This window comes from Streptomyces sp. A 4/2 (assembly GCF_940670765.1).
In the GTDB taxonomy this organism is placed as follows: Bacteria; Actinomycetota; Actinomycetes; order Streptomycetales; family Streptomycetaceae; genus Streptomyces.
The window spans coordinates 1-23,477 of sequence record NZ_CALNVW010000067.1; the positions used below are offsets into that span (position 1 = coordinate 1).

2 pseudogenes are annotated in these 23,477 nt (G+C 71.6%); both read left to right on the forward strand.

What is annotated here, in order from left to right:
- Positions 1–27: 27 nt before the first annotated feature.
- Positions 28–20,376 (forward strand): annotated as a pseudogene (locus tag NBY69_RS36790) (type I polyketide synthase); the annotation flags it as partial.
- A gap of 41 nt (positions 20,377–20,417) precedes the next feature.
- Positions 20,418–23,477, forward strand: a pseudogene (locus NBY69_RS36795) (type I polyketide synthase); the annotation flags it as partial.

A 23,477-nucleotide genomic window follows, 5' to 3' on the forward strand; every position in this document is an offset into this window, starting at 1 on the left:
ATCGAGGCTGCTCCGGAGAAGGACGGGCTACGAGACCGCCTGGCCGGAGCGTCGGCCACCGCACGACGTTCTGCTGTACGGGATTTGGTGCGCAAGCAGTTGGCAGCGGTGCTGGGCTTCGCGGACGCCGGCGCAGTGGAGATCTCCACAGCCTTCCGCGACCTGGGCGTGGACTCGTTGATGGCCGTCGAGCTGCGCAACGGGCTGGCCATAATTTCCGGATTGAAGTTGGCGTCGACGGTGGTGTTCGACTATCCGTCGGTGGAGGCGCTGGCTGATTTCTTGATCGGCGAGTTGTTCGGGAGTGAGGGCGTCGCTTCGTCGGGTGTGCTGGTTCCGCCGGTGGTGGTGGCTGGTGTGGAGGATCCGGTCGTGGTGGTGGGGATGGGGTGCCGATTCCCTGGTGGGGTGGTTTCTCCGGAGGGTTTGTGGGGGTTGGTGTCGGGTGGGGTCGATGCCATGGGTGGTTTCCCGGTGGACCGGGGTTGGGAGGCTGGTGGGGACTTTGCGCCGGTGGGTGGATTCGTGGAGGGTGCGGCGGACTTTGATGCTGGTCTGTTCGGGATTTCGCCGCGTGAGGCGTTGGCGATGGATCCGCAGCAGCGTCTTCTGCTTGAGGTGGCGTGGGAGTCCCTGGAGCGTGCGGGGATAGGCCCGATGTCCCTGCGCGGACGACCGGTTGGCGTGTTCGCGGGAACGAACGGCCAGGACTACCCGGCCCTGCTGGCCATGTCCGGTGAGGAGCCGGACGGATACGGGAGCACCGGGAGTTCGGGAAGTGTGCTCTCCGGCCGGGTGTCGTATGCGTTGGGCCTTGAGGGTCCTGCGGTGACGGTGGACACGGCGTGTTCGTCATCACTGGTGGCGATGCATCTGGCGGCGCAGTCGTTGCGTTCGGGTGAGTGTTCGCTGGCGTTGGCCGGTGGTGTGACGGTGATGTCGACGCCGGGCGCTTTCGTGGAGTTCGCCAGGCAGGGCGGCCTGGCCGGTGACGGACGGTGCAAGGCGTTCTCCGACGATGCGGACGGTACGGGCTGGGGTGAGGGTGCCGGCGTTCTCGTACTGGAGCGGTTGTCGGACGCGCGGCGCAACGGGCATCCCGTACTGGCTGTGCTGCGGGGCAGTGCGGTCAATCAGGACGGCGCGTCCAACGGTCTCACCGCGCCCAACGGCCCCTCGCAGCAGCGGGTGATCCGGCAGGCTCTGGCTGATGCCGGCCTGTCGGCGTCGGACGTGGACGCGGTGGAGGCGCACGGCACGGGTACATCTCTGGGCGACCCGATCGAAGCGCAGGCGCTGCTCGCCACGTACGGCCAGGGCCGGCAGGACGGTGAGCCGTTGTGGCTGGGGTCGATCAAGTCGAACATCGGCCACACCCAAGCCGCCGCAGGCGTCGCCGGAGTCATCAAGATGGTTCTTGCGATGCAGCACGAGGTGTTGCCCAAGTCGCTCTACGCCGGTACGCCGTCGTCGCACGTGGACTGGTCGGCGGGTGCGGTGGAGCTGCTCGCCGACGAGCATGCCTGGCCGGGGACGGACCGGCCGCGCCGCGCGGGCGTCTCGGCGTTCGGCGTCAGTGGCACCAACGCGCACCTGATCATCGAGGAGCCGCCCGAGCTGCCCGCCGGACAGGGGGAGCCGGAAACAGCCCCCGTTCCCCTGCCCGTGATGCCGTGGCTCATATCGGCGAAGACCTCCGAGGGTGTCCGCGCGCAGGCGGCGCGGCTGTCCGCCGGCGTGGACGGCTCGTCCGGTCCGGACGTCGGCTTCTCGTTGGCGACGATGCGTACCGCGTTGGAGCATCGTGCGGTGGTGCTCGGTTCGGATGTGGCTGAGCTGCGTTCCGGGTTGAGTGGGTTGGCTGCTGGTGAGTCCTCGCCGGGTGTGGTGTCCGGAGTCGCGGGTTCTGGTCTCACCGGGTTTGTCTTCTCCGGGCAGGGTGGCCAACGAATGGGAATGGGCCGGGAGTTGGCCGATGCCTTCCCGGTCTTCGAGCAAGCGCTCGATGCGGTGTGCGGGCATTTCGATTCACTGCTCGACCGTCCGTTGCGTGAGGTGATGTTCGAGGATGGGGAGGCGTTGGGGCGTACGGGTTGGGCGCAGCCCGCGCTGTTCGCCGTCGAGGTAGCTCTCTTCCGGCTGGCCGAGTCGTGGGGCCTGGTCCCGGATTACGTGCTGGGCCATTCGGTGGGCGAGTTGGCTGCCGCCCATGTGGCGGGCGTGCTGTCGCTGGAAGATGCGTGCCGTCTGGTGGCCGCGCGGGCCCAGCTGATGCAGGCCCTGCCGGAAGGCGGTGCGATGTGGGCCGTGCGGGCGTCCACGGAGGAGATCACGCCGCTCCTTGTCGACGGTGTGTCCATCGCGGCGGTGAACGCCCCCGGCCAGGTGGTGCTGTCCGGCGAGCGCGCGGCCGTCGAGTCCGTTGCCGCAGCTCTCCCCGGCCGGGACGGACGTTGGCTGGAGGTCAGCCACGCGTTCCATTCGGTCCTGATGGATCCGATGCTGAAGGCGTTCGGCGAAGCGGCCTCAGGAATCGCGACGGGCCGCCCGCAGATCCCGGTGGTGTCGACCCTGACGGGTGAGCCGGTGGAGGAGTTCACCAGCCAGTACTGGGTGGATCAGGTACGGGGCACGGTCAGGTTCGCGGATGCCGTGACCCGACTCCAGGCCCTGGGCGTGACCCGGTTCGTAGAGGTGGGTCCTGATGCGAGTCTCGTGGGCGCGACCGGTGAGACATGCGGGCACGACGCGCTGACCGTGCCGTTGCTGCACCGCAAGCGTTCCGAGCCGGCTACTGCTGTCACGGCGCTCGCCCGGTTGTGGGCGGACGGCTGCACGGTCGACTGGCAGGCGTTCTACGCCCCGACCGGTGCCCGCCGCACCGAGCTCCCCACGTACGCCTTCCAACACCAGCGCTACTGGCCGCGATCCCGGCCGCAGGTGCCCACGCCCGACTCCGCTCTCAACCGGACCGATGCCCCCTTCTGGGATCTCGTCGCGCGAGGGGACCTCGGCACCTTCACCACCGCGCTCGACGTCGAGGCCGACGCCCCGCTGGGCGACGTGATGTCTGCGCTCGACGCCTGGCAGCGCCGCCGGGAACACGCTGCGAGCGTCGACGGGCTGACGTACCGGATCACCTGGACACCCACCGGACCCGTCAAGACCACGCACATCAGGGGCAGTTGGCTGATCGTCGAGCCGGACACGGCAGGGGATGCCGAGTCGGCCGAGGACCTGTGGCCCCAAGCACTCACCGACGCTCTGACCACCCGTGGCGTACAGGTGCACCGCCTCCGGCTGGGTGCCACCGATCTGGACCGGGACGTGCTGGCCGCGCGTCTCGCCGCGTTCGAGGACTGCGGCCGGGTGGTGTCCTTCCTCGGCCAGGACGACACGGATCACGCCGACCACCCCGGCCTGGCGCTGGGGCTCGTCGCGACAACCGTCCTGGTGCAGGCGCTGGGCGACACGAGCCCGGACTCCCGCATCTGGGCGGTGACCTCCGGCGCGGTCGGTACGGGCCCCGGCGACGTGCTGTCGCACCCCGGCCGCGCGGCCGTATGGGGACTGGGCCGGGTGGTCGCCCTCGAAGAGCCGGACCGCTGGGGTGGCCTGGTCGACGTACCGGCCCGTCCCGGGGACGGAGCAGTTGCCCGGCTGGTGGACGTACTGGCCGGTGGCGCCGGCAGTGAGGACCAACTGGCCCTCCGCGCAGGGGCGGTGCTCGGGCGCCGCCTGGTGGTCGCGCCCCAGGAGACCTCCGTACGGCCCCCGTGGAAACCGGCCGGAACGGTCCTGGTCACCGGTGGAACCGGCGCCCTGGGCGCCCGCGTGGCCCGCTGGGCAGTCGAGCGGGGCGCCGGGAGGGTGGCCCTGCTGAGCCGTCGGGGCATCGAGGCTCCTGGCGCCGCCGAACTGCGCGACGAGCTGATGTCCCGGGGCGCCGAAGTCACCTTCGCCGTCTGCGACATCGCCGACCGGGCAAGCCTCGCGGACGCAGTGGCGCGGATCGAGTCCGGCGGGCACCGGATCAGTTCCGTCTTCCACACCGCCGGCCTGACCCAGTCCTCGCCGCTGCGTGAGTCCCACGTGGCCGAGCTGGCCGAGATGACCGGTGCGAAGGTCGCGGGCGCGGTGAACCTCGACGCGCTGCTCGAGGGCCGCGACCTCGACGCGTTCGTGCTGTACTCCTCCGTCGCCGCCACCTGGGGCAGTGGCGGCCAGAGCGGGTACGCGGCGGCCAACGCCTTCCTCGACGCTCTCGCGACCCGCCGGCACGCGCAGGGCTTGCCTGCCACGTCGATCGCCTGGGGGCCGTGGTCCGGCGGCGGGATGGCCGCACTGGAAGGCGCCGAGCAGGACCTGCGCCGCCGCGGCCTGCTGTCTCTCGTGCCGGAAGACGCGATGACCGGGCTGGAGCTGGCACTGACCGGCAGCGACCCGTGTGTGTCGGTCGCCGATGTGGAGTGGAGCCGGTTCCTGCCGACGTTCACCGTGCGGCGCCCCAGCGTGCTGCTCGGTGAGTTCGCCGCGCGGCACATCGAGTCGGCGGGACCCGCCGAGCCGGACAGCGACGACGCGGGGTCGGCGCTCTGCGCCCGGCTTCGTACGCTCGACGACCGGGACCGCCGACGGTTGCTCCTCGAACTCGTACGAGGTGAGGCCGCATCGGCGCTCGGACACACCGGATCCGCCGCGATCGAGCCGGATCGCGCATTCCGTGACCTCGGATTCGACTCCCTCACCGCGGTCGAATTCCGCGACCGGTTGGTCGTGGCCACCGGGCTGCAGCTCGCCGCCACGCTGGTGTTCGACTACCCGACCGCTGCGGTGCTCACCGAGCACCTCGTCGACCAGGTACTCGGTACGGAACGGCTCCCCGCACTGCAGGAGCCCGGCCGGGCGGCCGTCGACGAACCGATCGCACTCGTCGCGATGGGGTGCCGATTCCCCGGCGGCGCCACGGACCCGGAGGCGCTGTGGCGACTGCTCGCCGGGCAGGCCGACGCCATCACACCGTTCCCGACCGACCGCGGCTGGGACCTCGACGGCCTCGACACCACCGGTACGCCGTCGCAGACCGGAACGTTCGCCCGCACGGGCGGCTTCCTCGCCGACGCCGCCGAGTTCGACGCCGCGCTCTTCGGGATCTCGCCGCGCGAGGCGCTGGCGATGGACCCGCAGCAGCGCCTGCTCCTCGAAGTCTCCTGGGAGGCCCTGGAACGCGCCGGGATCGCGCCGCTGTCCCTGAAGGGCGACCGGGTCGGCGTCTTCGTCGGCGCGGGCAGCTCCGGCTACCTGAGCAACGTGCACGACGTACCCGACGAGGTGGGCGGACACCTGATCACCGGGAACTCGGGCAGCGTCCTGTCGGGCCGGGTGTCGTACGCCCTGGGCTTCGAGGGCCCGGCCGTCACGGTGGACACCGCGTGTTCGTCGTCCCTGGTGGCGCTGCACCTCGCGGTGCAGTCGCTGCGGTCCGGCGAGTGCTCGCTCGCGCTGGCCGGGGGAGTCACGGTCATCGGCGCCCCCGACGCGTTCGTCGACTTCGCCCGGCAGGGCGGTCTGGCCGCCGACGGCCGGTGCAAGCCCTTCTCGGACGACGCGGACGGCACCGGATGGAGCGAGGGCATCGGCCTGCTCCTGGTGGAGCGGCTGTCGGACGCGCGGCGCAACGGGCATCCCGTACTGGCTGTGGTGCGGGGCAGTGCGGTCAATCAGGACGGTGCGTCCAACGGTCTCACCGCGCCCAACGGCCCCTCCCAGCAGCGGGTGATCCGGCAGGCCCTGGCTGATGCCGGTCTGTCGGCGTCGGACGTGGACGCGGTGGAGGCGCACGGTACGGGTACCTCGTTGGGTGACCCGATCGAGGCACAGGCGTTGCTGGCCACCTACGGGCAGGATCGCCGGGACGGTGAGCCGCTGTGGCTGGGGTCGGTGAAGTCGAACATCGGTCACACCCAGGCCGCTGCCGGGGCCGCCGGGCTGATCAAGATGGTCCTGGCCATGCAGCACGAGGTGCTGCCGAAGTCGCTGCATGCGGGTGTGCCGTCGTCGCACGTGGACTGGTCGGCGGGTGCGGTGGAGCTGCTCGCCGACGAGCGTGCCTGGCCGGGGACGGACCGGCCGCGCCGGGCGGGCGTCTCGGCGTTCGGCGTCAGTGGCACCAACGCACACGTGATCATCGAAGAGGCACCCGCAGTGGAGGCCGGACCGGAGGCCGCTGCCGCCACCGCGCACGGCCCGGAGGCGGCGCCGGTGACCTTGCCGGTGGTGCCGTGGATCGTGTCCGCGAGATCACCGGAGGGGGTGGCGGAGCAGGCGGACCGGCTGGCCTCCGGCCCCGCCGACCCGGCCGCCGGTGTGCGGCCGGAGGACGTGGGCCTCTCCCTCGCCACGACCCGTACCGCACTGGAACACCGGGCGGTGGTGCTCGGCTCCGGAGCCGGATCAGGCTCCGGCTCCGATGCGGGCTCCGGCTCCGGCTCGAACGGCGACTCACACGCCCACGAACTGCGCGCGCAACTGCGGGCACTCGCGGCCGGTCAGCCGTCGCCCGGTGTCGTGTCGGGTGTCGTGAGTGCCGGTCTCACCGGCTTCGTCTTCTCCGGTCAGGGTGGTCAACGCCTGGGCATGGGAGAGGAGTTGGCGCAGGCCTACCCGGTCTTCGGACACGCTCTGGACGAGGTGTGCGGGCATTTCGACGCGCTGCTCGACCGCTCGTTGCGTGAGGTGATGTACGAGGACGGGGACGCGCTGCGGCGGACAGGGTGGGCGCAGCCCGCGCTCTTCGCCGTCGAGGTGGCGCTGTTCCGGCTGATGGAGTCCTGGGGTGTGTGCCCCGACCACCTGGTGGGCCATTCGGTGGGTGAGCTGGCCGCCGCCCACATCGCGGGGGTCATGTCCCTGGAGGACGCCTGCCGGCTGGTGGCCGCGCGGGCAAGCCTGATGCAGGCGTTGCCGACGGGCGGCGCGATGTGGGCCGTACGGGCCACTGTCGACGAGGTCGCTCCGCTGCTGGTCGACGGTGCGTCGATCGCAGCCGTCAACGCCCCCGGCCAGGTGGTGGTCTCCGGTACGCGGACGGCCGTGGAGACGGTCGCCGCCGCACTGCCGGGTCGCGAAGGGCGATGGCTGGACGTCAGCCATGCCTTCCACTCGGCCCTGATGGACCCCATGCTCAAGGACTTCGGCATCGCCGCGGCAAGCGTCACCTACGCGCGGCCCCGCATCCCGATCGTCTCCACGCTCACGGGCGAGCCGGTCGAGGAGTTCACCGCGCGGTACTGGGTGGACCAGGTCCGTGGCACCGTCGCGTTCGGCGACGCCGTCACGCGGCTGAAGTCCCTCGGTGTCACCCGCTTCGTGGAACTCGGCCCGGACGCGAGCCTCGTAGGCGCCATCGGCGAGACCTGCGACGACGCGGTCCGCGCCACCTCGTTGCTGCGCCGCGATCGCTCCGAACCGGTGACCGCGGTCACCGCCCTGGCCCGGCTGTGGGCCGACGGCTGCCCCGTCGACTGGAGCCTCTTCTACGCCCCGGCCGGTGCGCGCGTCACCGACCTGCCGACCTACGCGTTCCAGCGCCGGCGCTACTGGCTGGAAGGAGCCAGCGGCCCGCTGCACGTGGGCGCCATCGGGGCCGACCCGCTGCAGCACCCGTTGCTGGGCGCCGTGGTGGAGCTGGCCGACGGCGGCGGCCATGTGTTCACCGGCAGGATCTCCACCCGCAGCCATCCCTGGCTCGCCGGACACCAGGTGGCCGGCGACACCGTCTTCCCCGGCACCGCATACGTGGAACTGGCCGTCCGCGCCGGAGACCAACTGGCCTGCGACCGGGTCGATGAACTGATCCTCGAAGCGCCGCTGGTCCTCTCGGCGGAGCGGGCGGTCCAGCTGCAGATCGTCGTCGACCCGGCGGACGAGAACGGAAACCGGTACTTCGGCATCAGCTCCCGCGGCGAGGGCGAACCGGCCTGGATCCGGCACGCGAGCGGTGTACTCGCCGCCGCGGCCGGAGCGGCCCACGACGCACTCACCGTCTGGCCCCCGGCCGGGGCCACCCCCGTGGACATCGACGGCTACTACCCGGCCCGCGCAGCGGCCGGATACGGATACGGCGAGATCTTCCAGGGACTGACCTCGGTGTGGCGCAAGGGCGCCGGACTCTTCGCCGAGGTCGCCCTGGGCGATGAATTCCGCAGCGAGGCCGACCGGTTCGGTCTGCACCCGGCCGCACTCGACGCCGCACTCCAGGCGTTGTCCTTCGACGAGGCGGCTGCCGGGGCCGCGCGGCTGCCGTTCTGCTGGAACGGGGTGACCCTGCACGCGACCGGTGCGGCCGTGCTCCGCGTCGCGCTGGCACCCGGTGAGGCGGTCGGCAGTTACTCCGTCACCGTCGCCGACACCTCGGGCGAGCTCGTACTCACCGCCGACTCACTGATCCTGCGCCCGTCCGCGGGGGACGCACTCACACCGGACACGGCAGCAACACCTCCATCGGAAGCGGCACGTACGGAGAATGAATCGGCAACACCCCTTGCCGAGGCCGTACTTACGCCGGAGGGAGGAGCAACACCCGCGGCGAGCCCAGCCCGTCCGGCGCGCGTACGGCGCAAGGCGGCGGCTGCGGTGTCCGGCGGAGGGAACGCGCTGCGCCGACAGCTCGCCGCACAGTCGGCGGACGAACAGCACAGCATGCTCCTGGAGATGATCGGCCGCCGCGCGGCCATGGTGCTCGACCAGCCCAGGACGCAGGCGATGAACGAGGACCTCGCCTTCCGCGACCTCGGCTTCACCTCGCTCACCGCGGTCGAACTGCGCCAGGCGCTCGAAGAGGAGACCGGCCTGCGGCTCGCAGCGACGCTCGTGTTCGACTACCCGACACCGCGCGCCCTGATCGCACATCTGCGGGCGGAACTGCTCGGCGAGTCCCCGGCGTCCGCCGCCCCGACCGCCCGGCTCGCCGGGGCTCTCGACGAACCGATCGCCATCATAGGCATGAGCTGCCGGTACCCGGGCGGGGTGCGGAGCGCGGACGAGCTGTGGCAGCTGGTCGCCGAGGGCACCGACGCGATCTCCGGATTCCCGACCGACCGCGGCTGGGACCTCGACGCGCTGTACGACCCGGACCCCGACAACCCCGGCACGTGCTACGTCCACGAGGGCGGATTCCTGCACGACGCGGGCCAGTTCGACGCGACCTTCTTCGGTATCAGCCCGCGTGAGGCCGTCGCCATGGACCCCCAGCAGCGGCTGCTCCTGGAGATCAGCTGGGAGGCGATGGAACAGGCCGGGCTCGACGCCCACACGATGCGCGGCAGCCGGACCGGCGTGTTCGCGGGCGTGACCTACCAGGACTACGGCGGCCTGCTCGCTGTCGCCAAGGACAACTTCGAGGGCTTCCTCGGCACCGGCAACTCGCCCAGCGTGCTGTCCGGCCGCGTCTCGTACACCTTCGGTCTCGAAGGCCCCGCGCTCACCATCGACACCGCCTGCTCCTCGTCGCTGGTCGCTCTGCACTCCGCGTGCCAGGCGCTGCGCGAGGGGGACTGCTCCATGGCGCTCGCCGGTGGTGTGACCGTCATGTCCACCCCGATCTCGCTGGTCGAGTTCAGCCGCCAGCGCGCGCTCGCCATGGACGGCCGCTCCAAGCCGTTCTCCTCGGACGCCGACGGAGCGAGCTGGGCCGAAGGCGCCGGAATGCTGCTCCTCGAACGCCTGTCGGACGCCCGGCGCAACGGGCACCGGGTGCTCGCTGTCGTACGGGGCAGCGCGACCAACCAGGACGGTGCGTCCAACGGTCTCACCGCGCCGAACGGTCCTGCCCAGCAGCGGGTGATCCGTCAGGCCCTCTCCAACGCGGGGCTGTCGGCTTCGGACGTGGACGTGGTGGAGGCGCACGGTACGGGTACCTCGCTGGGTGACCCGATCGAGGCGCAGGCCCTGCTCGCCACGTATGGCCAGGAGCGTCCTGCCGAGCAGCCGCTGTGGCTGGGCTCGGTCAAGTCGAACATCGGACACTCCCAGGCCGCGGCCGGGGTGGCCGGAATGATCAAGATGGTCCAGGCGATGCGGCACGGCGTCATGCCCAGGTCGCTGCACGTGGGCACACCGTCCACGCATGTGGACTGGTCGGCCGGCGCGGTCGAACTGCTCGCGGAGGAGCGGGAGTGGCCGCAGGAGGGCCGCCCGCGCCGGGCAGCCGTATCGGCCTTCGGGATGAGCGGGACCAACGCACACGTGATCCTTGAGCAAGCGCCCGAGGTGTCCGAGGGGGCAGAGGCAACCGAGTTGGCAGAGGCGCCCGAGGTGCGCTTGGCCGAACAGGAGGATGCCTCCGTCTCCCACGAGCCGTCGGTGGTGCCGTGGTTGTTGTCGGGTCGTGGTGCGGCTGGTCTGCGGGGTCAGGCGGCTGCGTTGAGCGGTCTGGTGGATGTGGCTGATCCGGTGGATGTGGGTTGGTCGTTGGCGACGACGCGTGCGCGGTTCGAGCACCGTGCGGTGGTGGTGGGCGGGTTCGGGTCCGGGCTTGCCGGGTTGGTGGCGGGTGAGCCGGTGGCTGGTGTGGTGTCGGGTGTGGTGGGTCCGGTGGGGCGGACGGTGTTCGTGTTCCCCGGGCAGGGGGCGCAGTGGTCGGGGATGGGCGGGGCGTTGCTGGAGTCCTCACCTGTGTTCGCGGGGGTGGTGGCGCGTTGTGAGGGGGTGTTGGCGGGGTTGGTGGGCTGGTCGGTGACGGATGTGTTGCGGGGTGTCTCTGGCGGTGGGTCGTTGGAGCGGGTGGATGTGGTGCAGCCTGCTTCGTTCGTGGTGATGGTGGCGTTGGCGGAGTTGTGGCGTTCGTACGGGGTGGAGCCCGCGGCTGTGGTGGGGCATTCGCAGGGCGAGATCGCCGCGGCGTACGTCGCCGGGGTGCTGTCACTGGAGGACGCACTGCGGATCGTGGTCGCACGGTCGGCCGCCATTGCGGCGCTGGCTGGTGCGGGGGTCGGGTCGGACGGTGTCGAGGGGACGATGGCGTCGGTCCGGGTGTCGGCCGGGCGTGTCCGGGAGCTGCTCGGTGCGTGGGCGGGCCGGGTGTCGGTGGCTGCGGTGAACGGGCCTTCTCAGGTGGTGGTTTCGGGGGAGGCGACCGCGGTCGACGAGTTGGTGGCCGAGTGTGGTCGGCAGGGTGTCCGGGCGCGTCGTATCGCGGTGGACTATGCCTCGCACTCGGCCGCGATGGACGTCCTGCAGGATGGGCTGGCCCCGGAACTGAGCGGAGTCACCCCGCGCGCGGGGCGGGTGCCGCTGCTGTCCACGGTGACCGGGGAGTTCGTCGACCCGCTCACGATGGACGGCGCGTACTGGTTCCGGAACCTACGCGAGCCGGTGCGGTTCGCCGACGCGATCGAGCGGTTGGCCGGCGAGGGCTACGGCACCTTCGTGGAGGTCTCCTCGCACCCCGTGCTCACCGCCGCGGTCGAGGAGACGCTGGAGCGGACCGGAGCCGATCCGGGTGCGGTGACCGGGTCGCTGCGCCGTGACGACGGCGGTCCGGACCGCTTCCTGGCCGGAGTCGGTGAACTGTGGGTCAGGGGTGTCGACGTCGACTGGGCCGCCGCGTTCCGCGGTACCCGCCCGAAGGCCGTGGACCTTCCGACGTACGCCTTCCAACGTCAGCACTACTGGCCGCAGTTGGGCGCACCGGGCGGTGCGGTCGCGGTGGCGGACGGCGGCCCGGTGGACAGTGAGTTCTGGGCGGCGGTGGAGCGTGAGGACTCGGCCGCGCTGGCCGGCACGCTGGACACCGACAGCTCCGTACTCGACCCGCTGCTGCCCGCACTGGCGCGGTGGCGCAGGGAGCAGCGCGAGCAGAACACCACGGACACCTGGCGCTACCGGGTCTCCTGGACACCGCTGTCCCCGGCGGAGCAGGTACCGGCGACCGGCACCTGGCTGGTCGTGACGCCGGAGAGCGGAGCCGGGCAGGACTGGGCGGACGCGGTCGGTGCGGAGCTCACCGGGCGGGGCGCCACCGTCAGGCAGCTGACGCTCGGCGCGGCCCACCTGGAACGCGGCACGCTGGCCGGGCTCCTCGCGGACACGGACGACAGAGGTGGCATCAACGGCACAGGTGACACAGGTGACACAGGTGACACAGGGGACACAAGTGGCACAGGCGGCGGCGACGCCGTCGCGGGTGTGGTGTCGCTGCTGGCCTGGGAGGACCGCGAGGTCACCGGCCTTCCGGGGCTCTCCCTCGGCGTCGGCCTGACCTCCGTACTGCTCCAGGCGCTCGGCGACGCCGAACTGGCTGCTCCGGTCTGGGCGTTGACCTCGGGGGCGGTGTCCGTCGCCAAGTGGGACGGAGTGAGCCACCCGGGGCAGGCCGCCGTATGGGGTCTCGGCAGGGTGGCCGGGCTGGAACATCCGGACCGCTGGGGCGGTCTGGTCGACGTACCCGGCCAGGCCGGTGCGCGATCCGCGCGCCGTGTGGTCGACGCGCTCACCACGGGCACCGACGACCAGCTGGCGGTCCGCGAGTCGGGCCTCTTCGGGCGCCGCCTCGTACGCGCCCCCCGGCAGCCCGGCGCCGAGGCGTCCTGGACCCCTTCGGGCACGGTCCTGATCACCGGCGGCACCGGCGCCCTGGGGGCCAGGATGGCGCGTTGGGCGGCCGGACAGGGAGCCGACCACGTCGTACTGACCAGCAGGCGCGGCGCCGCAGCACCGGGCGCCCCGGAGCTCCGGCAGGAGCTGGAGGCACTCGGCGCCGAAGTCACCCTCGCGGCCTGCGACATGGCCGACCGCGAGCAGGTCGCCGCACTGCTCGGCGAGCTGGCCGCGCGGAGCCCGCTCACGGCGGTCGTGCACGCGGCGGGCGTACTCGACGACGGAATCCTCGACGCACTCACCCCCGAACGCATCGCCGGGGTCATGGCACCCAAGGCGCACGCCGCGACAGTCCTGCACGAGCTGACCAGCGGTCTCGCTCTCGACGCCTTCGTCATGTTCGCCTCCACCGCCGGAACGTGGGGCGGACCCGGGCAGGCGAACTACGCGGCGGCCAACGCGGTGCTCGACGCGCTCGCCGAGCACCGGCGGGCGAACGGCCTCGCCGCGACCTCGGTCGCCTGGGGGCCGTGGGCCGACAGCGGAATGGCGGACAGCGCCGCCATCGAGGCCAGGCAGCGCAAGGGCGGAATCCACTCACTGGCACCGGAGTCGGCCGTCACGGTCCTGCGGCACGCGGTGGCGGACGGCGAAGCGACCCTCACCGTCGCGGGAATCGACTGGGAGCGGTACGCACCGGCCTTCACCGCCGCCCGGCGCAGCCCCCTGCTCGACGGGGTCCCGGAAGCCCGCAAGGCACTGGAGGCGGCCGACGGCGACAGCCCGGCCGGTACCCCGGACGGCCTGGCCGCGCGACTGGCGCCGCTCACCGAGGCGGAGCGGGACCGCGAACTGCTCGAACTGGTACGGAAACACGTCGCCGGGGTACTCGGCTTCGCCGCCCCGTCCGACGTGGAGCCCACCCATGTGTTCTCCGCCATCGGTTTCGACTCGCTCACCGCGATCGAACTGCGCAACCGGCTCGGCCTGGTCACCGGCCTCCGGCTGCCCGCCACTCTGATCTTCGACTGCCCCACACCGCACGCACTGGTACGCCATCTGCGACATGAACTCGTGGGCGAGGCGCCAGTGTTGGCGGAGGCATCCGCCACCCCGGCCCTGCCCGCCCAGCTGACGGACGACCCGGTCGCCGTCGTCGGGATGGCCTGCCGGCTGCCCGGTGGTGTCGGCTCGCCCGAAGAGTTCTGGCGGCTCCTGGCCGACGGCACCGACGCGATCTCCGACTTCCCCACCGACCGCGGCTGGGACGTCGACGGGGTGTACGACCCCGACCCCGACAAGGCGGGAACCACCTACACCCGACGGGGCGGATTCGTCAGTGGTGTCCGCGAGTTCGACGCCACGCTCTTCGGAATCAACCCGCGCGAAGCCCTCTCGATGGATCCGCAGCAGCGACTGCTCCTGGAGACCGTGTGGGAGGCCGCCGAACGCTCGGGCATCGACCCGCTCTCGCTGGCAGGCAGCCGCACCGGCATGTTCGCCGGGAGCAACGGCTCCGACTACGGGGGCCTGCTCCTCAGCAGCCCGCAGGGCGCCGACGGTTACTTCATGACGGGCAACGCGGCAAGCGTGCTGTCCGGCCGCGTCGCCTACACGCTCGGCCTGGAGGGTCCGGCGGTGACGGTGGACACGGCCTGTTCCTCGTCCCTGGTGGCCCTGCACCTGGCGGCGCAGGCCCTGCGCGCCGACGAGTGCTCGCTCGCGCTGGCCAGTGGCGTCACACTGATCTCGACGCCCGCACCGTTCGTCCAGTTCAGCAGGCAGCACGGCCTGGCGACCGACGGCCGCTGCAAGGCGTTCTCGGACGACGCGGACGGCACGGGCTGGGCGGAGGGCGTCGGGGTCCTCGTACTGGAGCGGCTGTCCGACGCACGACGTCACGGACACCGCGTCCTGGCCCTGGTCTCCGGCAGCGCGACCAACCAGGACGGTGCCTCCAACGGCCTGACGGCGCCGAACGGACCCTCGCAGCAGCGGGTGATCCGGCAGGCCCTGGCCAGTGCCGGACTGTCGGCGTCGGACGTGGACGCGGTGGAGGCACACGGCACGGGCACCACACTCGGCGACCCGATCGAGGCGCAGGCGCTGCTCTCCACGTACGGGCAGGGGCGCACCGAGGACCGGCCGCTCTGGCTCGGCTCGGTGAAGTCGAACATCGGGCACACCCAGGCCGCGGCGGGCGTCGCCGGGCTGATCAAGGTCATCCTGGCGATGCAGCACGAGGTGATGCCGAGGACCCTGCACGTGGGAACGCCGTCCACACATGTCGACTGGTCGGCAGGGGCGGTCCAACTGCTGGCCGAGGCACGGGAGTGGCCGCGTACGGACCGGCCGCGGCGCGCCGGGGTGTCGTCGTTCGGCATCAGTGGAACGAACGCGCACGTGATCCTCGAAGAGCCACCGGCCGAGGACGCCGTGGTGACCGGTGGTGCTGCGGCCGGCGGTGCGACCGGTCGTGCAGCGGCCGATGGCACGGCGCCCGGCGAGCCCCCGACCACCACGCCGGCCACCACCCCGGCCACCACGGCGAGCACCACGCCGGCCGCCGACGCCGGTGCCGCACTGCCGGTGATCCCCTGGCTGGTGTCCGCGAAGACGCCCGCCGGGGTCGCCGCGCAGGCCGACCGTCTGCTGAACGGCCTGCCCACCGGGCAGAACCCGGTGGATGTCGCCCTCTCGCTGGCCACCACCCGGGCCGGTCTGGAACACCGCGCGGTGGTACTCGGCTCCGACCAGGAAACCTTGCACGCAGGGCTGGCCGCACTCGCGGCGGGCGGCTCGGCGCCCGGAGTGGTCACGGGAACGACCGCGAGCGGACTCACCGCGTTCGTCTTCTCCGGACAGGGTGGCCAACGCCTGGCCATGGGCGAGGAGTTGGCGCAGGCGTTCCCGGTGTTCGACGACGCGCTCAGCGAGGTGTGCGCGCACTTCGACGCGGTGCTCGACCGTCCGCTGCGTGAAGTCGTGCGCGAGGACGCGGACGCGCTGCGGCAGACGGGATGGGCTCAGCCCGCACTGTTCGCGGTCGAAGTGGCACTCTTCCGGCTCGTCGAGTCGTGGGGGATCACCCCCGACGTCCTTGTCGGACACTCCGTCGGTGAGCTGGCCGCCGCCCACATCGCGGGGGTCATGTCCCTGGAGGACGCGTGCCGGCTGGTAGCCGCTCGGGCGGGTCTGATGCAGGCGCTGCCGGCGGGCGGTGCGATGTGGGCCGTACGGGCCACCGCCGACGAGGTCGCTCCGCTGCTGGTCGACGGTGCGTCGATCGCAGCCGTCAACGCCCCCGGCCAAGTGGTGGTCTCCGGTGCACGGACGGCCGTGGAGACGGTCGCCGCCACACTCTCCGACCGGCGGGGCCGATGGCTGGACGTCAGCCATGCCTTCCACTCGGCCCTGATGGACCCCATGCTCGCGGAGTTCGGCAAGGTGGCGCAGGACATCGAGATGCGCCGCCCGCGGATCCCCATCGTCTCGACCCTGACGGGCGAGCCCGTCGAGGAGTTCGACGCCCGGTACTGGGCGGACCAGGTCCGGGGTGCCGTCGCCTTCGCCGATGCGGTCACCCGCGCCCGGTCCCTGGGCGCGACCCGGTTCCTGGAGCTCGGCCCGGACGCCAGCCTGATCGGCGCGATCGGCGAGACGTACGACGGGGCGCTCGCCGTCCCCGTACTCCACCGTGAACGGCCCGAACCGGCCACCGCCGTCACCGCACTCGCCGGGCTCTGGGCGGACGGCTGCCCGGTCGACTGGCAGGCGTTCCACGCTCCGACAGGTGCGGTCGTCACCGCACTCCCGACGTACGCCTTCCAGCGGAAGCCGTACTGGCCGGAGGCCATGGCCGGAAGGCCCGGTGACGTGTCGGCGGTCGGCCTGGCCGACGCGGGGCACCCGCTGCTCGGCGCCGCCGTCGCACTGGCCGGTGACAACGGCCACCTGTTCACCAACCGGCTCAGCGTCCACGACCACCCGTGGCTCGCCGACCACGAAGTGATGGGGACCGTCCTCTTCCCCGGCACCGCCTTCCTGGAGCTGGCGATGCGCGCGGCCGACGAGGTCGGCTGCGACCAGGTCGAAGAACTGACCCTGGCCGCACCCCTCGTCCTGCCCGCCGACCACGCCGTCCAACTCCAGCTCGCGGTGGGCGGCCTCGACGGGACGGGCCTGCGCCAGCTCCAACTGCACGCGCGCCCCGACGGCGGCCCGGCGGACACCCCGTGGACGCTGCACGCCACCGGCACCCTGGGCACCGCCCAACGGGCTGCCGCGTTCGACCTCACGGCCTGGCCACCGCCCGGCGCGGAAGCCATCGACGTCTCCGGCTTCTACGAGATGTACCGCCAGGGCGGATTCGCGTACGGGCCGTCCTTCCAAGGGCTGCGGCAGGCCTGGCGCGTCGGCGAGGAGGTCTTCGCGGAGATCGCCCTGGACCAGGAGCACGCGGCAGAGGCAGCCCGCTACGGACTCCACCCGCCGCTGCTCGACGCGGCCCTGCAGGCGCTGACCTTCGTCGCACTCGACGGCAGTGGCCGGAGCAGACTTCCGTTCTCCTGGTCCGGTGTCTCCCTGTTCGCATCGGGAGCGTCGACACTGCGCGTACGGCTGGCCAAGGCGGGAGCCGACTCCCTGACCCTGTCCATCGCGGACGGCACGGGCCAACCCGTCGCCTGTGTCGACTCGTTGGCGATGCGCCAGGTGTCCGCCGCGCAGCTGCACACCTCGCCCACGCGGTACCCGGACGCGATGTTCTGCCTCGACTGGGCGGACACCGCGCTGCCCGGTGCGAGCGCGGCCGACACCACGTCGTGGGCGGTACTCGGTCCCGACGAACTGAACCTGGCGGGAACGCTCGGCGTACGCCACGTCCCCGGTCCCGACGCCCTCGGCGAAGGCCCGGCCCCCGATGTGGTCCTGGTGCCGTGCATCTCCGCGAAGGCAGGAGCAGACGGGGCAGGCACCGGCGGAGACGAGACTTCCGGAGACGACACCTCCGGAGACGACACCTCCGGAATGGCGCAGGAGGCGCGCGCTCTCTCGAACCGCGTCCTCTCACTGGTCCAACAGTGGCTGGGCGACCGCAGGTTCGCATCCTCCCGGCTCGCCCTGATCACCCGTGGCGCGGTGGCGGCCGACCCCGAGTCCCTGCGGGAAGGGCTCTGCGACCCCGCGGCGGCCACGGTCTGGGGCCTCATCCGCTCCGCCCAGTCCGAGGAACCCGGCCGCTTCGTGCTGGTGGACATCGACGGCGCCGAGCAGTCCGTACGCGAACTGCCACGCGTCCTCGCCGGTGACGAGCCGCAGGTCGTCGTACGCGACGGGGCGGTACGGGCGGCGCGCCTGGCCCGCCTCGCCGACGACGGATCCCTGGTCCCTCCGCCCGGCACCGACGTCTGGCGCCTGGACACCACCGGCCGCGGGACCCTGGCCAACCTCGCCCTGGTCGCCGACCCGGAACTCCGGGAACCGCTGGCACCCGGCCAGGTACGGATCGGTGTGCGCGCCGCGGGCCTGAACTTCCGCGACGTACTCAACGCACTCGACATGTATCCGGGAGAACCGGGCGCCATGGGGGTCGAGGGAGCGGGCGTCATCACCGAAGTCGCCCCCGACATAACCCAGTTCGCACCCGGAGACCGCGTCCTCGGCATGTTCGGCAAGGCGTTCGGGCCGGCGACCGTCGCCGATCACCGGATGATCGCCCCCATGCCGGACGGCTGGACCTTCGAGCAGGCGGCCTCCGTGCCGATCGTGTTCCTCACCGCCTACTACGCGCTCGTCGACCTGGCCCGGCTCCAGCCGGGCGAGAAGGTCCTCGTCCACGCGGCGGCCGGCGGCGTCGGGATGGCCGCTGTGCAACTCGCCCGGCACCTGGGAGCCGAGGCGTTCGGCACGGCGAGCGACAGCAAGCAGCATGCCCTGCGGGACCTGGGACTCGGCGACGACCACATCGCCTCCTCGCGGAACCTCGACTTCGCGCAGCAGTTCCGCACGGTCGCACCGGGCGGCCGGGTGGACGTCGTACTCAACTCACTGGCCCGCGAGTACGTCGACACCTCACTGGGTCTGCTCGGTGCGGGCGGCCGGTTCGTCGAGATGGGCAAGACCGACATCCGCACCCCGGAGAGCGTCACCGAACAGCACGCCGGAGTGGCGTACGGAGCATTCGACCTCATCGAGGCCGGGCCCGAGCGCATCGGCGAGATGCTCACCGAAGTGCTGCGCCTCCTCGCGGCCGGGGCACTGCGCCCGCTCCCGGTGACCAGCTGGGACGTACGCCGGGCACCGGACGCCTTCCGGTACGTCAGCCAGGCACGCCACATCGGCAAGGTCGTCCTCACCGTCCCCGCACGGCTCAGCCCCGGCGGAACCGTACTGGTCACCGGTGCCACAGGTGGCCTCGGACGGTATGTGGCCAGGCACCTGGTCGAACAGCACGGGGCACGGAACCTGCTGCTCGTCAGCCGCCGCGGCGAATCGGCCGACGGCGCGGCCGAGCTGCGCGCGGAGCTGACCGCGCTCGGGGCCGACGTACGGATCGAGGCGTGCGACGCCTCGGACCGGGCCGCGCTCGCACGCACCGTGAACGCCGTCCCCGCCGCCCACCCGCTCACCGCCGTGGTCCATGTCGCGGGCGTGGTCGACGACGGGATGATCCCGGCGCTGGACCCGGACCGCATGGACACCGCACTGCGCCCGAAGATGGACGCGGCCCTCAACCTCTACGAGCTGACCAAGGACGCCGATCTCGCCGCGTTCGTCCTGTTCTCGGGCGCTGCCGGAACCCTCGGCGGCGCCGGGCAGGCCAACTACGCGGCGGCCAACGCGTTCGTCGACGAGTTCGCCCGGTGGGCCAGGGGACGGGGAGTGCCCGCGGTGTCCCTGGCCTGGGGGCCCTGGGTCGCGGACCGCGGCATGACGGGCCACCTCACCGACACCGACATCGCACGTATGGAACAGGCCGGACTGCGGGCACTGGGCGAGGAACAGGGCATGGCGCTCCTCGACTTCGCGCTCACCGTCGACCGGGCGGCGCTGCTCCCGATGAGGCTCAGCACCGGCCCGGGAGCCTTCGCCGCCGGGCCGGTCCCGCCACTGTTCCGCGCCCTCGCGGGCACCGCGCCGCGGAGGACGGCCGCCGTGGCGAGTGCCGAGTCCGAGGGGATCGGGCTGGTCCGGAGCCTGCGCGCCATGTCGGCGGCCGACCGCGCGGACCACCTGCTGGACCTGGTCTGCGGGCAGGCCGCGACGGTACTCGGCCACGGCACGGCGGAGGAGATCGAACCGGACCAGGCGTTCAACGACATCGGGTTCGACTCACTCACCGCCATCGAACTGCGCAACCGGCTGAACACGGCCGCCGGAATCCGGCTGCCCGCGACGCTGGTCTTCGACTACCCGACACCGACGGCACTCGCGGAGTACCTACTGGGCGAACTCCTCCCGGACGAAGGTGAGTCAGCGCCCGGTGGCGGCGAGGACACCGTACGGACGGGAAGCGCGGCACTCGACGAGATCGAGCGGCTGGAGCAGGCCCTCGACCGGCTCGCGGCCGGCGGAAAGCTGGACGGCCCGGCGCAGGGCGGGGCACCCGGCGACGGGCCGGACGGCGCGGTGAGCAGGCGCCTCCAGGCACTCGCGGCCAAGTGGGCCGTGGTGGCGGGCGGAACGGACAGCAGCGTCGTCGACGACGACGCCCTTGAGTCGGCCACGGCCGACGAACTCTTCAAAATGATCGACGGCGAATTTGGTGGCGCGTCTTGAGCGAGAACCAGGCTGTGCGGAAATCTGACGGCGAGCAGAAGCTGCTCGACTACCTGAAGAAGGTCACGGGCGACCTCCGCCAGGCACACCGGCGGCTGCGCGAGATCGAGTCGGCGAGCACCGAGCCGATCGCGATCATCGGCATGAGCTGCCGGTTCCCCGGCGACGTACGCTCACCGGAGGACCTCTGGCAGCTCCTCGACCGCGGTGGCGAGGGCAGGTCCGGCTTCCCCGCCGACCGCGGATGGGACCTGGAGCGGCTCTACAGCCCCGACCCGTCGGACACCGGGACCGGGACCGGGACTGGGACCGGGACCGGGACTGGGACGAGTTACGCCCGGGAGGGTGGCTTCGTCCACGACGCGACCGAGTTCGATCCGGCGTTCTTCGGCATGAGCCCCCGCGAGGCCCTGGCGATGGACCCGCAGCAGCGGCTGCTGCTCCAGGCCTCGTGGGAGGCGTTCGAACACTCCGGCATCGATCCGCACTCGTTGAAGAACAGCAACACCGGCGTCTTCGTGGGCGCGGCCTCGACCGGCTACGGATCGCACCTCACCGCCCTGCCGGAAGGCGTCGAGGGGTATCTGCTCACCGGGAACTCCATGGCGGTCGCCTCCGGACGCGTCGCCTACACCCTGGGTCTCAAGGGCCCGGCGCTGACGGTGGACACGGCATGCTCGTCGTCCCTGGTGGCACTGCACACGGCGGCCCAGTCGCTGAGGTCGGGGGAGTGCTCACTCGCCCTGGTCGGCGGTGTCACCGTCATGTCGACGCCCGGAATGTTCCTCGAATTCAGCAAGCAGCAGGGTCTGGCCGCCGACGGCCGGTGCAAGGCGTTCTCCGACGACGCTGACGGCACGGGCTGGTCCGAGGGTGTCGGCCTGGTGGTCGTCAGCAGGCTGTCCGACGCCCTGCGGAACGGGCACCGGGTACTGGCGGTCGTCCGGGGAACAGCGGTCAACCAGGACGGAGCCTCCAACGGCCTCACCGTACCGAACGGCCCTTCGCAGCAGCTGGTGATCCGCAAGGCGCTGACGAACGCGGGCCTGTCGGCGTCGGATGTGGATGTGGTGGAGGCGCACGGTACGGGTACGTCGTTGGGTGACCCGATCGAGGCGCAGGCGCTGCTGTCCACGTACGGGCAGGGGCGGCCGGAGGGGCAGCCGTTGTGGCTGGGTTCGGTGAAGTCGAACATCGGGCACACCCAGGCCGCCGCCGGCATCGCGGGTGTGATGAAGATGGTGCTCGCTCTCCAGCACGAGGCGCTGCCCCGGTCCTTGCATGTGGGTACGCCGTCGTCTCACGTCGACTGGTCCTCGGGAGGAGTGGAACTCCTGACGGAAGACCGCCCTTGGCCCCGTACGGACCGACCGCGGCGCGCAGGCGTGTCGTCGTTCGGGATCAGTGGCACGAACGCCCACGTCATTCTTGAAGAGGCCCCAACCTCGGCTGCCACTGAGGAACTTGGATCGGAACAGGGCTCCGGCACAGGCTCCGGGGCTGCGGGCGGGGTGACTCTCGCAGGTACCCGCGGGCGCCGTGCGGAGCTGCCGGTGGTGCCGTGGCTGCTCTCGACCCGTCAGGACGATGCCCTGCCACGGCTCGCCGCCCGCCTGAGGACCTCACTGACGTCACGGCCCGACGTGGCCCCGGCGGACGTGGGCTACTCGCTGGCAACCGGACGCGCTTCGTTCGAGCACCGGGCGGTAGTGCTCGCGACGGACGTGGAATCGGCGATCAACGACCTGGGACAGGCGGCGGCGGGTCAGCCGTCACCGACGCTCGTCCGAGGCACGGCCTCACGCGGCGGGACGGCGCGATCCCGGGAACGGCTTGCGTTTGTCTTCTCGGGTCAGGGTGGGCAGCGGGTCGGTATGGGGCGGGAGTTGGCCGAGGCGTTCCCGTTGTTCGGTGCTGTGTTGGGTGAAGTGTGTGCTCATTTCGACGGGCTTCTTGGCGGCTCGTTGCGTGGGGTGATGTTCGGGGACGGGGACGGGGACGGGGACGGGGACGGGGTGGCGTTGGGGCGGACGGGTTGGGCGCAGCCCGCTTTGTTCGCGGTTGAGGTGGCGTTGTTCCGGTTGGTGGAGTCGTGGGGTGTGCGGCCGGATTATGTGGTGGGCCATTCGGTGGGTGAGTTGGCTGCCGCGTATGTGGCGGGTGTGTTGTCGTTGGGGGATGCGTGTCGTTTGGTGGCGGCGCGTGCCCAGCTGATGGAGGCGTTGCCTGAGGGTGGTGCGATGTGGGCGGTGCGGGCGTCTGCGGAGGAGGTCACGCCGCTTCTGGTGGAGGGTGTTTCGATCGCTGCGGTGAATGCTCCTGGTCAGGTGGTTCTGTCGGGTGAGCGTACGGCTGTTGAGTCTGTTGCCGTATCTCTGTCCGGCCGTGAGGGGCGCTGGTTGGAGGTGAGTCACGCGTTCCACTCGGCTCTGATGGATCCGATGTTGGAGGCGCTCGGCGGCGTTGCCTCGGGCATGGCGATGCATCGCCCGCAGATTCCTGTGGTCTCGACGTTCACGGGTGAGCTGGTGGAGGAGTTCACCGGCAGCTATTGGGTGGATCAGGTGCGTGGGACGGTCAGGTTCGCGGATGCGGTGACCCGGCTCCAGGCCCTGGGTGTGTCCCGGTTCGTGGAGGTCGGACCTGACGCGAGTCTGGTGGGCGCGGTCGGTGAGACCTGTGGTGATGACGTGCTTGCGGTGCCGCTGTTGCACCGTAAGCGTTCGGAGCCGCTGACTGCGGTGACGGGGTTGGCCCGGTTGTGGGCGGATGGTTGTCCGGTGGACTGGCAGGGGTTCTACGCGCCCACGGGTGCGGTTGCCATCGATCTGCCCACCTACCCCTTCGCGCGGGAACGCTACTGGATGGACAACCCCGAGGCCGCGCGCAGCAGCGAGCCGAAGGACACCGGACTGTGGGATGCGGTCGAGAAGAGCGATGTGGAGTCGTTTGCTGCTGAGCTCGGGGTGGGGCTGGATTCGTCGTTGCGTGAGACGTTGCCGGCGCTGTCGGCTTGGCAGCGGGGGCGGCGGGAGCGGGCCGTGGTGGACCGGTTGAAGTACGAGGTGGTGTGGCGGTCGGTTGTGGTGGGTGAGGTGGCT